The organism is Rhodomicrobium lacus (assembly GCF_003992725.1).
GTDB classification, from domain to species: Bacteria; Pseudomonadota; Alphaproteobacteria; order Rhizobiales; family Rhodomicrobiaceae; genus Rhodomicrobium; species Rhodomicrobium lacus.
Genome location: NZ_RZNF01000003.1, coordinates 43,401 through 57,766 on the forward strand (window position 1 = coordinate 43,401; position 14,366 = coordinate 57,766).

The window sequence follows — 14,366 nt, forward strand, 5'->3', positions numbered from 1 at the left end:
CGTTCGACCGATCGAGTCGATTCGGGTAGATCGCGCCCAGATTAGCCTGCGTTAAATCGGGGTCGGTTCCGGGAAGCCGCTCACACTCGTAGCATAGGGCATCGGACCGCACACATTTTACGCGTGACGATCCGTTTCTCGCTTTTCCGAGCGTAATCTACAGCGCGCCTTTCATCAAAGGCGCGCGCGAAACTCGACGCGCAGGGGCGATCCGGGCCTCGCGTGCGAGCGGCGCGCCCGTTCTTCCGCGCCTTCGCAAGCGCCCTGCAAACGGGGTGCAAATGTCAGAATCGGACCACTAGTTCGTTACGAAGCAGGCCTTGTCGCCGCCGACGCCCTTGATCCTCTGGCACAGATCGAGGGCTTCCTGACGCGTGCCGAGCGGTCCCGCCACGGCGCGGAAAGTAACGCCCTTGGAACCGAGGTCGGCGATCTTCGCCTGCACCGGCACGGCGCCGAGCGCTCCCTTGTATTTGTCGGTCAGGATCGGAATATCGCGCTGGATCGCCTTTTCGTCGGGCGCGGATTTCAACGACACCCAGAAACTGCCCGCCGGCGCCGGTGTGGCGTATGCCGTCGCAGGCTCCGCCGGCGTCAGCGAGGCCGACCTGGTGACGGGCGCGGGAGCCGAGGGCACGGCACCGGTTCGGAACGGCTGAACCGCCGGAGCCGGAGACGGCACGGCCTGAGTGGCCGGGAATGTGGAGGGTCCATTGCCAAACGGGGGCGGCAACTCGCCGTTCGCCGCGCTGGCTATGCTGGGTGCCGGAGCCCGGTTCGTATCGACGCGCGTACCATCCGGGCGGTAGACCTCGCTCCGCACCACCGTGGGGAGATCTGGACCGCGTGCGACGGGCCCGGACGGCTGGGGCGCATCACCGGTGCGCTGGGCCTTTCGCAAAGCCTCGTCTATGCGGTCCTCAAGCGAATTCGGCTGACCGCCGCTCGCGGCCGATGCCGAAGCATAGCTTTGCGGAGCGGGCGCGGAAGCCGGAGCCGCGAAAGCCGCCTGCACTTGCTGGCCGTCCGGCGTGAGCCGGTCGTAGATCGTCTTTTCGCCGTTGGGGAACTGCTTTCCGCCGGGGTTTTCCGGCGCGGCCTTCAGCGGCCGATTATCTGCACGGATGACGCCGGCCTCATCCACCGGACCGCTCATAGACTTGTAAAGATACGCTCCGCCGCCGCCGACCGTGATCGCACCGACAAGCGCGGCCGCGACAAAGAGCTTGCGGCTGCGTTTGCGCTGGGGCCCGAGATCCTGTTCGAGTTCGTCCTCGTCTGCGAAGAAATCCTCGTCGAGTTCGTCCGCGTGAGGATTATGACGGCTGAGGTCGTCGCCATGCGGAGCCGCGTCGTCGGCCCATCCGCCCTGAGCGGGAAAGCGCGCGCCGTAATCATCCTGCGGGGCGTAGGCGTTTTGAGCGAAGCCCTGAGGTTGCTGGGGAGCGTAGCCACGATCGACCGGAGCGCTCTGCTGCGGCAGCTGCGGAGCATAGCCGCGGTCGACCGGAGCTTTCGGCGGTTGCACTGCGTAGCCGCGATCCGGCTGCGACGAGAAACCGCGATCCGGCTGGGGGCTCCGAGGCGGCAAGGGCGGCTGCGCTTGCGGCTGTTCCTCGGGCAAATAAAAGCGTGACGCCTGCCTTTCCTGCGAAGCGAAACCCTGATCGTAGTCGTCGAGCGGCGAGCGGACCTCGCGCTGGTAATAGGCCGCATCATCCTGACGCGCGGCCGGGGCCTGCGGTGCGGGCGGAGCCTGACGAACCGGCAGATTCGCGTAAGGATCCTGCTGACGCTGCACGGGCTGCTCGTAAAGGTCGTCTTGATACGAGGGCCCTTTCGCCGGGAAAGGGGGGATATCGAACTGCGGGGTATCCCTCACGAAAAGATCGTCGCTGGAATCCCTGCGATAGTCGATCGGGCCGGGCTCCGGCGCGTAGGGCGAGGGCGGCGGCACATAGCTCGCGGGACCCTGATCGGAGAACCGGGGCGGCTCGCTCCGCGACGGGAACGGCGGCTGGACGGGAGGCTGCGGAACCTGACGCGGCTGCTCGTAAGCGTGGCGGCTGAAATTGGAAAAGGCCGGACGCTGCGGCTCGCGACCGCGCTGCTCGGGATACCCGACGGAAGCCGGATCGCGCGAAGACGATTGCTCCCATCTCTCGTCGCGTTCCTGTGCGGGGTTTCGCCTTTCTCCCTCGACAGGACTCCGTCCGCGCCGCGATGCCGAATCGTCATTCGTAGACATCGAACGATTGTCCTCCATATTCGCTATTCACGGACCGGGGCAGGACTAACGCATTTCTGAAATTGCTTCTACACCGAGCAACTTCAAAGAAGAGCGCAATACTAGCGCGGTCCCTGTTATAAGCGCCATGCGCGCCATTGTAATGTCCGAGCTTGCGGGAACCATGAAACGCAAATGTGGCAGTTCTTTGCCTCGCGCCCAGAGACTATGGAATAACGCAGCAATTTCATGCGCATAGAATGCCACGCGGTGAGGTTCATGGGCTTGCGCGGCCTGCTCAACAAGCCGTGGATATTCCGCGAGCTTCTTCACGAGCGCAACCTCTGCATCGTCGACAAGCAGCGAAAAGTCCGCCTTGGCAAGCGAATCGGTCGAAAGGTCCATATCCGGGAAGCCCTCATGCGCCTTGCCGAGAACCGATGAGGCGCGCGCATGGGCATATTGCACATAGAACACCGGATTATCGTTCGACTGTTCGAGCACCTTCTCGAAGTCGAAGTCCAGCGTCGCATCGTTCTTGCGCGTGAGCATGATGAACCGCACCGGCCCCGCGCCGACCTCGTCCACCACCTCGCGCAGCGTCACGAACGAGCCGGCGCGCTTCGACATCTTCACCGGCTCCCCGCCGCGAAACAGACGCACGAGCTGGCAAATCTTGACGTCGACCTGCGCCTCGCCGCCCGACAGCGCCTTCACCGCCGCCGTGAGGCGCTTGATGTAGCCGCCGTGATCCGCGCCAAGCACGTTGATGAGCGTCCTGAAGCCACGCTCGATCTTCGTCTTGTGGTAGGCCATGTCGGCTGCGAAATAGGTATAGGAGCCGTCCGACTTCTTCAGCGCGCGGTCAACGTCGTCGCCGAAATCGGTCGCGCGGAACAACGTCTGCTCGCGGTCTTCCCAATCGTCAGGCAGCTTGCCCTTGGGCGGCGCGAGGCGGCCTTCGTAGATGAGGCCCTTTGCACGCAGAAACTCGATGGTCTCGGCGATCTTGTCATCGCCGTCCGCGGTGAGCGACCGCTCCGAGAAAAAAACCTCGTGCGCGATGCCGAGCGAGGCGAGATCGTCGCGGATCATGTCGAGCATCGCCGCGATGGTGCGCTCGCGCACCTTCGGCAGCCATTCGGCCTCATCGCCCTTGAGCGTGTCGCCGAACTCCCTGACGAGTGCGGCGCCGACGGGCTTCAGGTAATCGCCGGGATAAAGGCCCGCCGGGATTTCGCCTATGTCTTCGCCGAGCGCCTCGCGATAGCGCAGATGCGCTGACCGGGCGAGAACGTCGACCTGCGCGCCCGCGTCGTTGATGTAATATTCGCGCGTCGGCTTGAAGCCCGCGAAGTCGAGAAGGCTCGCCAGCGCATCGCCGAACACAGCGCCGCGCGTATGACCGACGTGCATCGGGCCGGTCGGATTTGCGGAAACGTACTCCACATTGACGGGCTGGCCCGCTCCGAGCGTGCCGCGTCCGTAATCCGGCCCTTGCGTGAGCACCGCGCGCAGCACGTCGCCCCATATCGCCGGTTTCAGCGTGAGGTTGATGAAGCCGGGCCCGGCGATATCGACTCTCTCGATGTCCGGGTCGCGGGCGAGCTTCGCGGCGATGACTTCCGCGAGCGCCTTCGGGTTCTGTCGGGCGGGCTTCGCCAGCACCATCGCCGCGTTGGTCGCGAGGTCGCCATGGGTCGCCTGACGCGGCGGCTCGACCACGAAACTGTCGAGCTTCGCATCCTCGGGGAGCGCGCCTTCGGCCTGCATCTCGCGCAGGATGCCGCGAATTCGCGTTTCGAAATTCAGGAAAATGTTCATGCCTTCTCATAGGCGAAATGGCGCATGCCGCGCAATCCCGTCGCCTCGAAAAGCAGCCCCCTCAAGCAAAGAAAAACAAGACGCGAAGAAAAAGTGCGCGCGGCCCCGGCAAGGCATCCGCTTGTCACGAACCTCAATCCAGACTTCCTGGTTTACCAGCATTGGTCGCCGTACGTGCGGCAGTCCCCTGCCCCAACATCGCAGCGTTCATACTTGAACGCGCGAGACTCGCGCAGTCCAGCTCGGGTTCCTCCTTGAAAGGCAGGCTTTTCACAGTCGCGACACAGTAACTGCCGTACGGGACGAGGGCCCTGCCGCCGCTCGCCTCGAACGCAGCAAAGCCTCGGGCTCGGGCGCGAGGCTTACCGGAAACGCGCGGGCGGCTGCGGATTGTTCGCCGGGTTCGAGTCGTGCTTCGTCACGCGGGTCAGCACGCCCCCCTCCACGAGCGGCAGCAGATCCGCTTCGAGCGCGTCGGCAACCTCCTTTTCATAAACCTCGTCGCCGTTCACGTGCAGCGTGCACAATTTCGCAAATTTCTCGCGTTTGGCGGGATCGTCCAGCGCGGCCTTCGTCCAGGCATAGAGCGGATAGCGCTCCACGCCCTGCTGTTCCGCCTCGCTGACATAGCCGGAGAAGGCATCGTAAACGGTTATCGCTGCGGCGTGATGCTTGTGAAGGACCTCGGTCAAGAGCTGCAACACGCTGTTTTGCGGATCGACGTTGAGGAGGCTGGCGGCCTGATCGCTGAGCCCGACGCGAATTTGATAAAGCCATTCTTCGGCCACGGGATGTCCTCCTCGGTTTCCCATTCCGTCATCCTATAACGGAAGCAGACACAAAAGCAGATTTTCAGTTCGCGTTCTTAGCCGTGAATTTACGGATTACGACAAACAATTTCGCGAGGAAGTCGTGAGAGGCGGAGAAATGGATCGGCGAAGCTTTGCGTTGGCGCTCTTCCTTGTTGTGGCAGGGCTTACGCCGGTGCCCGCGCGCGCCGATCTCCCGGACGGTTTCGTTTATCTTCGCGATGTCGCGCCCGATATCGAGCAGGACATGCGCTATGCTGGGCTGAACAATTTCACAGGCGCCCCTGTCCCCGGTTACGAGGCGGGCGAATGCGTGCTGCGGCGCGACGCCGCCGAAGCGCTGAAGCGGGCCCAGCGCTCGGCTCAGGCGCTTGGCCTCTCGCTCAAGGTGTTCGATTGCTATCGCCCGGAACGCGCGGTGAGGGCATTCGGGGCCTGGGCGCGAGCGCGGGAAGACGGGCGCACAAAGAGCCAGTATCCGCATCTGTCGAAAGACGCGCTCGTGCCGCATTACATCGCTTCGCAGTCCTCGCATTCGACGGGGCTTGCGGTGGATCTCACCCTTGTGCGGCAGGGCGCGGGCGACCGCCCGCCGCTTGTGCGCGACACCTGTACCGCGCCACCCCATGCGCCAGCAGCCCAGGCTGATGATTCGAAAGACAAGCTCGGGAATACTGCAAATGCTGTGGCGCTCGGGAAACTGGGGCCGGGCGAGCTTGACATGGGCACGTCGTTCGACTGCTTCGACCGCGCGTCCAACACGGCCTTTCCCGGCCTGACGCCGGAGCAGCGGCGGTCACGGGATCTCCTCGTCACGTTGATGGAGCGCGCGGGCTTCACGAACTATCCCGCGGAGTGGTGGCATTTCAGCCTCGCCCGCGCAGCGAACCGCCGAAGCCACGATTTTCCGATCACGTCCCGCCCGCAGCAATAGACGGCAGCGGTTCGCTTCCCCGGCGCTCGGTGCAAGCGCAGCGTCTCAAGGCCGCGCGCGCTTTTCGAACCGGTCGGCGGCGGCCCAGCACAAAAGCGCCCAGCTCGCGCCCGCACACCATCCGGCGAGCACGTCCGACGGCCAGTGCATCCCGAGATAGACGCGGCTGACGCCGACCAGAAACATCAGCGCGACTGCGACGGCAAAGACAAAAGCTCTTCCAAGCGCATCGGGCCGCGCGCGGGCCATGAGCGCGCCAAGGACCAGGAAGGTTACGGCCGACATGAACGCATGGCCGCTCGGAAAGCTGTAGGTCGAGGTCTCGACGATCTCCGCGACGAAGTCGGGACGGGCCCGCTGCACGAGCGCCTTCAGCGAATTGTTGACGAGCGTGCCGCCGACGATGGCGACGAACACGAGCGCGAAGTTACCCCATCGCCGTTCGAGCGCGAAATAGGCCAGCGCCACGACGGTCGCGAGCGACAGCACCACCGTCGATCCGAGCGCCGTGACATCGCGCGCGCCAATCGCAAGCCAGCGCGGACCAAGTGCGTCGGCGGGGTTCAGCGGGTCTCGCAGCGCAAGAAGCAGACCCCGATCGAAATCGACCAGACTGCCGCTGTAGATCGCCGCCGATATGCCTGCGAACAACGCAAACAGGGCACTTGCCGCAACGAGAGGTGCTACGCGCGGCGGCTCCGCCGGTTCACGCCGTGGAGGGTACGCGGGATCTCGAAGGGTTGATGTCATCCGGTCTCCGGGTGATGCGAAGGTGGGCATTATCGCCCGAGCGCTCTTCCGGGAGGTAAATGCTCCAACGGTTCGGAAGCTCCCGCATGCACGCATGCTGCGGCCGCGAGGAGCCGCGCCTTGCGTCGTCAAGCCGGAGGCGATGTCACGGGCTTGCCCTCGGCGAGCGTACTCGCCTTGGCCTTGGCCTCGGCCTTCTTTTTCTCTTCGGCCTTCTTGTCGTCCTGCCGTTTCTTCTCGTCGGCCCGCTTCTTCTCCTCCGCGCGCTTCGTGCGTTCGGCGGCCTTCTCCCAATCCTGCGCGAGAAGCTGCGCAAGCTCCTCCGATCGCTGCATGGCAAGCGCGGCCATCCTCTCCACGTCGGTATAATGCGCGTAGTCCTCGTAGAGCCGCGCCTCGTCGTGCTCGCGAAATGTCTCGATGGTGAAACGGATCTCGCCTTCCGAAAGGCCGAGACCGCGCAGGAGATCGCGGGTGATTTCAAGCGTCGAATAGAAGGCTTCGCGCTCGATGTTTTCAACGCCAAGATCCATGAGCTGATGGACATGGCGACGGTTTCTCGCGCGCGCATAGATGGGCACATGCGGGAAATAGGCCTTCACGAGCTGCGCCGCCTTGAGCGAGCTTTCCACGTCGTCTATGGCCAGCACGAAGGCCCGCGCCTTGCCGACTTCCGCCGCTTCCAGAATGGCGAGGCGGCTCGCATCGCCGAAATAGCTCTTGTTGCCGAACTGGCCCACAAGCTGAACCTGATCGGGATCGGCGTCGAGCGCTGTGAAGGGAATGCCCTTCGCGGTGAGCACGCGCGCCACCACCTGCCCGACGCGGCCGAAACCTGCGATCACCACATGCCCGGCGGTTGCGGGGAGGTCGTCGTAAAGGGGTTCCGCCTTGACCGTGCGTTTGCGAAGAAAGTCGTCGAGCGCAAGAAGCAGCGGCGTCGTCATCATCGACAACGTCACGATGATCCCGAGCGAGGACGCCAGCGCGGAAGTCAGCACGCCCCCCTGCTCGGCGCTGGCGAACACCACGAAGGCGAATTCGCCGCCCTGCGAGGCTACAATCGCGAACCGCCGGGCGGACGGCCTATTCAGCCGCTGCCAGCGTCCGACCGCATAAAGAACCGCGAATTTCACAGCCACGAGCGTGATCACCGCCGCGGCGATCAGGAAGGGCTGGCGCAACAGCGCATGATAATCGAGCGCCATGCCGATGGACGTGAAGAACAGCGCGAGCAGCAGCATCTCGAACGGCTTGATGTCGGCTTCGAGCTGATGACGAAAGTGCGAATCGGCCAACAGCACGCCCGCGAGGAACGCGCCGAGCGAAGCAGACAGCCCGATGGATGTCATGAGGAGCGAAACCGCCGCCACCGTCAGCAACGACGCGGCGATCATCGCCTCGCGCACCTGCGTCAGGGCGAGCAGGTGATAGAGCCGGTCCAACACATACCGCCCGGCCACGATGATCAGCGCGATGGCCGCGAAGATCTTCACCACGCCCGCCACGGTGAGAAGTTCCGGCGAAGATGCCTTGACGGCGAGGAGCGGCACCGCAACGAGGAGCGGGATCGCGGCGATATCCTGAAACAGCAGCACCGAGAAGGCGAGGCGGCCGTGCCGCGTCGTGAGTTCGCCCTTCTCTTCCAGGGTTTGCAGCGCGAGCACGGTGGAGGACAGCGCAAGCGTGAGCCCGACAAGCATCGCTTCCGAGAAGGAAAGATCGGTGCTCGGATTGATGCCCCAGATCAGCACGACGAGCAGGACGCCCGTGACCACGAATTGCGCCGACCCCGCCCCGAACACACCTTCGCGCATCTTCCAAAGGCGTTTGAGACGCAATTCGAGGCCGATGAGAAACAGGAACATGGCCACACCGAGTTCGGCGATATGACGCAACATCTCGGCGTCGTTCGTCGAATAACCCAACATGTAGCCTATGCCGTAGGGGCCGATGAAGGCGCCCGCCAACAAATAGCCAAGAATGGAGCCGAGCTTGAGCATGCGCGCGAGAGGCGCAGCCAACGCGGCGACTCCCAGGAACACAACAAGCTGAATAAGGAGTTTTCCGTCCATCGCTCTTTTTTCAGGGGAACCGCAGCGGATGGCCTGCGCGACTGTCTGTAGCCATTAAGGCAGGAAACATTGCCGCTGCCAACCCGGATCGGCCCGCGTTTTCTGGATTCAGTTGCCCGGCAGATCGACCGTCGGAGGTTGAGGCGAGAAGCCTGCGTCTGGTGCGAGGCACAGCGCGCGTGCCGCAGGAGACGTGGGCTTTTCCTTAAGCCCGGCTCCTGTCACGAAGCTTTCGCGAAAGGCACAAAATGCGGCTGTGGTTAACCATTCGAGCGCTTTCGGATTCACCTACCATTTGTATGAAGCTATTGTTACAATCTTAAGACGGTGATAACCTTTGAAGCGTATCCGACGTCCGGGCTACGTCTCGTGCGGGCAATGGCTCAGGCGTCGATGACAGACGTAGAGTTGAATCAGAGAGTTGATGCCTGGTGGGGACTCACTGCGAGTGACCGCGGGCTGGTAAAAATGTCGGATCGGATTTCCGGCGTACCGAGTGTATAGCGTGAGATGACGAACCTATCTGTCTTTCCGTCCAGATTCGCTTATGCGTGTCGGGCAAAAAGGATGCCGCCGGAGGAAGTGGCCGAACGCGCCGGACTTCCCGCCGAGGCAGGGCAGGATCTTGCCGTGTCGGCGATCCATCTGCCGCTCTACCGGCTCTGCTACGTCGCCGACGTTCTCGATGTCAGTCTCGATTGGCTGCTTGGGCGCGAACCCGCGGCGCAAAACGAGCAGCGCCAGCAACGCCGATAAAAACCCGCCACTCGTGGCCAACGACGTCTCGCGTCCCCTCTACTCTCGCGTTCTTCGGTGCCGTCTCGGGCTCCATGCGACTGCTTTTACGCATCCGCTTTTATGGAAAAAAGACGCGTTACCTTTCTGTCTTGTGGCACGTCTCATCGGAACCCGCTTCGGACATTCCAGACGCCTCAACCGCGTCCTGCGGCAATTCGGACGCGGCACGACAGCGCGTGACTCCTGGTGTCTGATCGGTTTCCCGCGTCACGAGCCGATCTAACCTACGCCTCTGCCGGGATGCGCGCCCCGCGTGGCGCCTAAGCGGCCAAAGCGCTTTTCTCGAAAGTGCAACTCAGTGCGTCGCGGGAAACGCCGCGTCGTAAACCTCCGGCTTGAACCCGACGAGCGTCCTGTCGCCGAGGTCGAGCACCGGCCTCTTGATGATCGATGGGTTCGCCAGCATCAGCGCGACGGCCTTTTCCTCGTCGATGTTCTCCTTTTCCGACTCGGGCAGTTTTCGGAACGTCGTGCCCGCGCGATTGAGGAGCGTTTCCCAGCCATGCTCCTTGACGAAGCGGCGCACCAGCGCCTCGTCCGCGGCAGCCGTCTTGTAGTCGTGGAAGGCATAGGCGACGCCGCGCTCTTCGAGCCAGCCCCGCGCCTTCTTCACGGTCGAGCAGTTCTTGATGCCGTAAACTGTTATGGTCACTTTTCGTCTCCCCGTTCCAGCGCGCGCGCATGGAACACGATCGCGGCCGCGTTCGAGATGTTGAGGCTCTTGATCGGGCCGGGCGCGGCGAGCGCGGCAATCGCATCGCACTTCTCGCGCACAAGCCGGCGCAGCCCCCTGTCCTCCGCGCCGAAAACGAACGCCACGCGCCGCCCGCCCGCCAACGCGGCATCAAACCGCTGCGCGCCCTCGGAATCGAAGCCGATGCAGAGGAAGTCGCGCTCCTTCAGCTTTTCGAGCACACGCGACAGGTTGACCACCTCGATCACAGGCACATGTTCGAGCCCGCCGGAGGCGGACTTCGCGAGCGTGGCCGTCAGAGGCGGAGAATGTCGATCCTGTACGATCATCGCGCCGATGCCGAACGCCGCCGCAGAGCGGATCACCGCGCCGACATTGTGCGGGTCCGTGACCTGATCGAGGATGACGACGGTGGCGGGCGCGTCGTCGAGCGCGTCGAGAAAATCGTCGAGGCCGGGCTGAGCGAGCGGTTCGACATGAAGCACCGCGCCCTGATGCACCGCGCCCGGTCCGGTCAGCGCGTCGAGGTCGGCGGGCAGCGCGAGCGTCGCGGCGATCTTGCGCGCGTCAAGAAGCGGACGCAGTCGCGCGGCGGCGTTCTCGGTCAGCCATGCATGATGGATGCGCCGTTTCGGGTTCGCGAGCGCCGCTTCGACCGAATGCAGGCCGTAAAGCGTCTCGCCCGCTGCGAGCCTTGCGAAGCTTTGGCCAGCGGATTTCTGTGGCCGGGCATTTCTTCCCGCATCGCCGAAACGGGAAAAAGCCCACGCTTCCTGCTTCGGTGCCGTGTCGCGCGAACCGGCGCCCGCCTCCTTCGCTCCGGGGCCACGAGCCTGCTTTCGCGTTTCATCGTGACGCGGTTTCGATGGTTTGACGATGCGCGTCATGTAAGCGTCCTCTTCGATAGAAGCTTTTGCAGTTTCGGGGCCGCAGCGATGAGCCCGCTCGCGGCGAAGGGATGATCGAGAGGCGCCCACCGATAAGCTTCGACCTCGCTTTCATCGATGTGCACGTCCCGGCCAACCGGCTCGAACAGATATTGGAAGTCATAATGCCAGTGTTCGCGCTGGTCGCGGTCGGGGCGCGCCGGTATCATGTGCACATCGATGTTGAACGGCACGCGCGCCGGAAACAGCGGCGACGATGTCACGGCAAGACCCGTTTCTTCCAGCACTTCGCGCCTGGCGGCATCGTAAATGGATGCGTCCGCGCTCTCGACATGGCCGCCCGGCTGAAGGAACCGCCCCGATTTCTTGTGAAGGATCAGGAGCAGCGCGCTGCCGTCGAAGACGAGGCCGCTCGCAGTGACGTGCCCGGCCGGGTTCGACCTGAGAATGTCCTCGGAATTGCGCGCGAGAAAATCCCGCACGCCTTCAAGCGCCTCGCAGGGAAAGAGCCTTTCGTATTCGGCGAGTGCTGCCGTCGCGTCGGCATGGAGCATCGTGTCTGCCCTCACTCTTCGAGAAGGTCGAGAATCTGCGCGCGAATCCTGCTCTTGGTCGCCTCGTCCGTCACCTTCTGCTTGCCCGGCCCCGTCACGTAGAATACGTCCACCGCCTTTTCGCCGAAGGTTGCGATATGCGCGGACGCAATGTCGAGGCCCAATTCGTCGAAGCCGCGCGCGAGATCGTAGAGAAGGCCGGGACGATCGAGCGCATGCACCTCGATCACCGTCGTTTCCTGCGATGCCGTGTTGTCGATCACGATGTCGGGGGGCACGGTGAACGCGTCCACCTTCGGCATCTTGCGCACCGAACGAACTCTCGCCTCATCCAGAACCCGCGCGCCGGACACGACATCCGTGATCGAACGCGCGATCTTCTCGCACTGGGAAATTTCCTCGTGGTCGTCGACGAACTTCCGCTGGAACAGCAGCGTGTCGAGCGCCAGCCCGTCGCGCGTCGTCGCGATCTGAGCCGACGCGATGCTGGCGCCGGAGGCGGCACAGGCTCCCGCGCATTGCATCAGAAGTTGCGGGTGATCGCCCGTGACGAAGGTCAGCTCCGGGATCGGACGGACGATGTCGCAGCAACGCACATCGTAGACAAGCGGCGCGGCTTCCGTCTCGAAGCGGCGGATCAGGTTCGCATGCAGGATCTGCCGTTCGAGATCGGTGCGCACCCAGTAGTCGGATTCGTGGCGCTGGATGAAGTGCTCGACATCGGCGGCGTCCCAGTCGCGCAGAACCTCACCGAGCCTTGCCTTGGCGGCGGCTATCCGAGCCTGACGCGGCACGCGCGTATGGCCGCCGGCGAGGATCGGCTCCGTATCGTAATAAAGCTGGCGGAGAAGCTGTCCTTTCCAGCCGTTCCATACACCGGGGCCGACCGCGCGAATGTCGGCCACGGTAAGCAGCAAAAGCAGCTTCAGCCGCTCCGGGCTTTGCACGAGGTCCGCGAAGTTGCGGATGGTCTGCGGGTCCGAGATATCGCGGCTTTGCGCCGTCTGGCTCATGACGAGATGATGTCTGACGAGCCACGCGGCGGTTTCGGCTTCAGCCGCCGACAGACCAAGGCGCAGCGCCACCGAACGGGCCCAGTCGGCGCCGACGAGGGAATGATCGCCTTCGACCGCCTTCGCCACGTCGTGCATCAGGAGCGCCACATAGAGCGCGTTGCGGTTCTGGATGTCGTTGATGATTTCGGTAGAGAGCGGAAGCTCCTTGCCGAACTCCCCCTTCTCGATGCGCGAGAGGATGCCGATCGCCTGAAGCGTGTGCTCGTCCACCGTATAGTGATGATACATGTTGAACTGCATCATCGCCACGCAACGGCCGAACTCAGGGATGAAGCGGCCCAGCACGCCCGACTCGTTCATGTAGCGGAGCGAGTTTTCCGGCGCCTCGCGCGAGGTCAGAAGATCGAGAAAAAGGCGGTTCGCCTCCCGGTTCCTGCGGAAATCGTCGTCGATGAGCTTCATCGACGCGCGGATGAGGCGCAGCGCTTCGGGATGCATCAGCAGGTTTTCGCGCTCCGCCTCGATGAAGAAACGGATCAGGTTCAGCGGGTCTTTTCGGAAGACGTCCGGCTGCTTGACGTTCAGACGCCGGTTGTCGAGGCGGAAATCGGTCGTCGCGGCGATCTTGGCCTGCGGGCTCCATGGCAGCGCGCCGACGAAGTCGCTGAGCGTCGGCACGCTCTTCAACTGCCGCAATTCGAGGCTCGAACAGACGGTGCGCGTGAGATCGCCGACATCCTTCGCGATCAGAAAATAGTGCTTCATGAACCGCTCGACGGCGAGCAGGCCACGGCCTTCATGATAGCGGAGCCGCCGCGCCATGTCCGGCTGCACGTCGAAAGAAAGCCGCTCTTCTGCCTTCCCGGTGAGAAAATGCAGATGGCAGCGGATCGTCCAGAGGAAGCCCTCGCAATGGTTGAAGGTGGCGACCTCGCTATGCGTGAAGATCGCGTTTTCCGCCTTCTGGCCGTTGTGCGCCGGGTTGAGGTAGACCGCGAGCCAGTGCAGCAGGTTCAGGTCGCGAAGGCCGCCCTTGCCTTCCTTGATGTTGGGCTCGACGCGATAACGCGACTGGCCCGCGCGCTTCAGGCGCTCCTCGCGCTCGACGAGCTTAGCCGCGATGAACTCCCGCTTCGAGCCGCTGACGACGTTGGCGATGAAGCGCGACCACATATCATCGAAAAGCGCGCCTTCGCCGTGGATGAGCCGCGCATCGAGCAGCGCCGTGCGGATCGTCATGTCGGATTGCGCGGCCTTCAGCGTCTGGTCGACGGTGCGGGTGGCATGGCCGACCTTGTAACCGAGATCCCACAGGAAATAGAGCACGGACTCCACGATGCTCTCGCCCCACGCCGTCTGCTTGTACGGAAGGAGGAACAGGAGATCGACGTCCGATTTCGGGGCCATGAGGCCGCGCCCGTACCCGCCCGTGGCGACGAGCGCCATATGTTCGGCGGCGGAAGGGTTTCGCGCGCGATAGAGATGCTTCGTCGAGAAATCGTAGATGAGCTTGATCAGTTCATCCTGGAAAAGCGCGAGCGCTGCCGCGCAGGCGCGCCCGTCGCCCGTGCGCAACAGCAGCGCCTCGGCCTCGGCTTGCGCGGTCGCCTTCAGTTCCTTCAGGCGGCGCACCACGCGCGGGCGCATCTGCGCCGGATTTTCCGCGCTTTCCTTCCAATAGGCCGAAAGCTCCGCGCGCAACTCGGCGGGATCGAAGAAGGGCGGCGTGGCGATGCTGATCTGGTCCATGGGCGAGGCTTCACGTTTGTGCCCTCACCTTACAACGGTTCGCCGCTCC

11 protein-coding genes are annotated in these 14,366 nt (G+C 63.6%); 2 read left to right on the forward strand and 9 right to left on the reverse strand.

Going from position 1 to position 14,366, the window contains the following annotated elements; genetic code table 11:
* Positions 1-298 precede the first annotated feature (298 nt).
* The 3 genes from EK416_RS04955 to EK416_RS04965 all read right to left on the reverse strand — a co-directional run bounded on the left by EK416_RS04955 (position 299) and on the right by EK416_RS04965 (position 4,839).
* Positions 299-2,248 (reverse strand): SPOR domain-containing protein, encoded by a 1,950-nt coding sequence (locus tag EK416_RS04955; protein WP_164729872.1) that lies wholly within the window; start codon positions 2,246-2,248, stop codon positions 299-301.
* Positions 2,249-2,293: 45 nt separating this feature from the next.
* Entirely contained in the window at positions 2,294-4,051 is a 1,758-nt protein-coding gene (gene argS, locus EK416_RS04960) for an arginine--tRNA ligase (RefSeq protein WP_127076403.1), read from the reverse strand.
* A 362-nt stretch (positions 4,052-4,413) separates the two neighbouring features.
* Entirely contained in the window at positions 4,414-4,839 is a 426-nt protein-coding gene (locus EK416_RS04965) for a hypothetical protein (RefSeq protein WP_127076404.1), read from the reverse strand.
* 124 nt (positions 4,840-4,963) lie between these two features.
* On the opposite strand from EK416_RS04965, the gene EK416_RS04970 reads away from it, so the two are divergent.
* Positions 4,964-5,794 (forward strand): M15 family metallopeptidase, encoded by an 831-nt coding sequence (locus EK416_RS04970; protein WP_245433945.1) that lies wholly within the window; start codon positions 4,964-4,966, stop codon positions 5,792-5,794.
* A 45-nt stretch (positions 5,795-5,839) separates the two neighbouring features.
* Here the strand turns inward: EK416_RS04970 and EK416_RS04975 are convergent, their stop codons facing one another.
* Together EK416_RS04975 and EK416_RS04980 are read right to left on the reverse strand one after the other, a co-directional pair.
* A complete protein-coding gene (locus tag EK416_RS04975; protein WP_127076405.1) occupies positions 5,840-6,544 on the reverse strand; it encodes a phosphatase PAP2 family protein in 705 nt (234 codons plus the stop codon).
* A 128-nt stretch (positions 6,545-6,672) separates the two neighbouring features.
* Complete coding sequence (locus tag EK416_RS04980) at positions 6,673-8,619, reverse strand: cation:proton antiporter domain-containing protein (protein WP_127076406.1); 1,947 nt, start codon at positions 8,617-8,619, stop codon at positions 6,673-6,675.
* A 567-nt stretch (positions 8,620-9,186) separates the two neighbouring features.
* Here EK416_RS04980 and EK416_RS04985 point away from each other — a divergent pair.
* Positions 9,187-9,375: a hypothetical protein gene (locus tag EK416_RS04985; protein WP_127076407.1), complete on the forward strand. Its 189-nt coding sequence runs from the start codon at positions 9,187-9,189 to the stop codon at positions 9,373-9,375.
* A gap of 337 nt (positions 9,376-9,712) precedes the next feature.
* On the opposite strand, the gene EK416_RS04990 is transcribed toward EK416_RS04985, so the two are convergent.
* From EK416_RS04990 to EK416_RS05005, 4 genes are read right to left on the reverse strand one after another with little or no spacing between them, the layout of a single operon-like run.
* A complete protein-coding gene (locus EK416_RS04990; protein WP_127076408.1) occupies positions 9,713-10,069 on the reverse strand; it encodes an ArsC family reductase in 357 nt (118 codons plus the stop codon).
* The gene (gene rlmB, locus EK416_RS04995) at positions 10,066-10,998 is read right to left on the reverse strand and encodes a 23S rRNA (guanosine(2251)-2'-O)-methyltransferase RlmB (RefSeq protein ID WP_127076409.1); all 933 of its coding nucleotides are present in this window, start codon (positions 10,996-10,998) and stop codon (positions 10,066-10,068) included. Before rlmB ends, EK416_RS04990 begins: the two co-directional genes overlap by 4 nt.
* Positions 10,995-11,552: an NUDIX hydrolase gene (locus EK416_RS05000; RefSeq protein ID WP_127076410.1), complete on the reverse strand. Its 558-nt coding sequence runs from the start codon at positions 11,550-11,552 to the stop codon at positions 10,995-10,997. The genes rlmB and EK416_RS05000 overlap by 4 nt, the downstream gene beginning before the upstream one ends.
* Positions 11,553-11,563: 11 nt before the next feature.
* Entirely contained in the window at positions 11,564-14,317 is a 2,754-nt protein-coding gene (locus EK416_RS05005; protein WP_127076411.1) for a [protein-PII] uridylyltransferase, read from the reverse strand.
* Positions 14,318-14,366 lie beyond the last annotated feature (49 nt).

Coding starts and splice junctions, on each gene's coding strand:
- EK416_RS04955 (WP_164729872.1), bottom strand. CDS start 2,248: ATGTCTACGAATGACGATTCGGCATCGCGGCGCGGACGGAGTCCTGTC.
- argS (WP_127076403.1), bottom strand. CDS start 4,051: ATGAACATTTTCCTGAATTTCGAAACGCGAATTCGCGGCATCCTGCGC.
- EK416_RS04975 (WP_127076405.1), bottom strand. CDS start 6,544: ATGACATCAACCCTTCGAGATCCCGCGTACCCTCCACGGCGTGAACCG.
- EK416_RS04980 (WP_127076406.1), bottom strand. CDS start 8,619: ATGGACGGAAAACTCCTTATTCAGCTTGTTGTGTTCCTGGGAGTCGCC.
- EK416_RS04985 (WP_127076407.1), top strand. CDS start 9,187: ATGCCGCCGGAGGAAGTGGCCGAACGCGCCGGACTTCCCGCCGAGGCA.
- rlmB (WP_127076409.1), bottom strand. CDS start 10,998: ATGACGCGCATCGTCAAACCATCGAAACCGCGTCACGATGAAACGCGA.
- EK416_RS05000 (WP_127076410.1), bottom strand. CDS start 11,552: ATGCTCCATGCCGACGCGACGGCAGCACTCGCCGAATACGAAAGGCTC.
- EK416_RS05005 (WP_127076411.1), bottom strand. CDS start 14,317: ATGGACCAGATCAGCATCGCCACGCCGCCCTTCTTCGATCCCGCCGAG.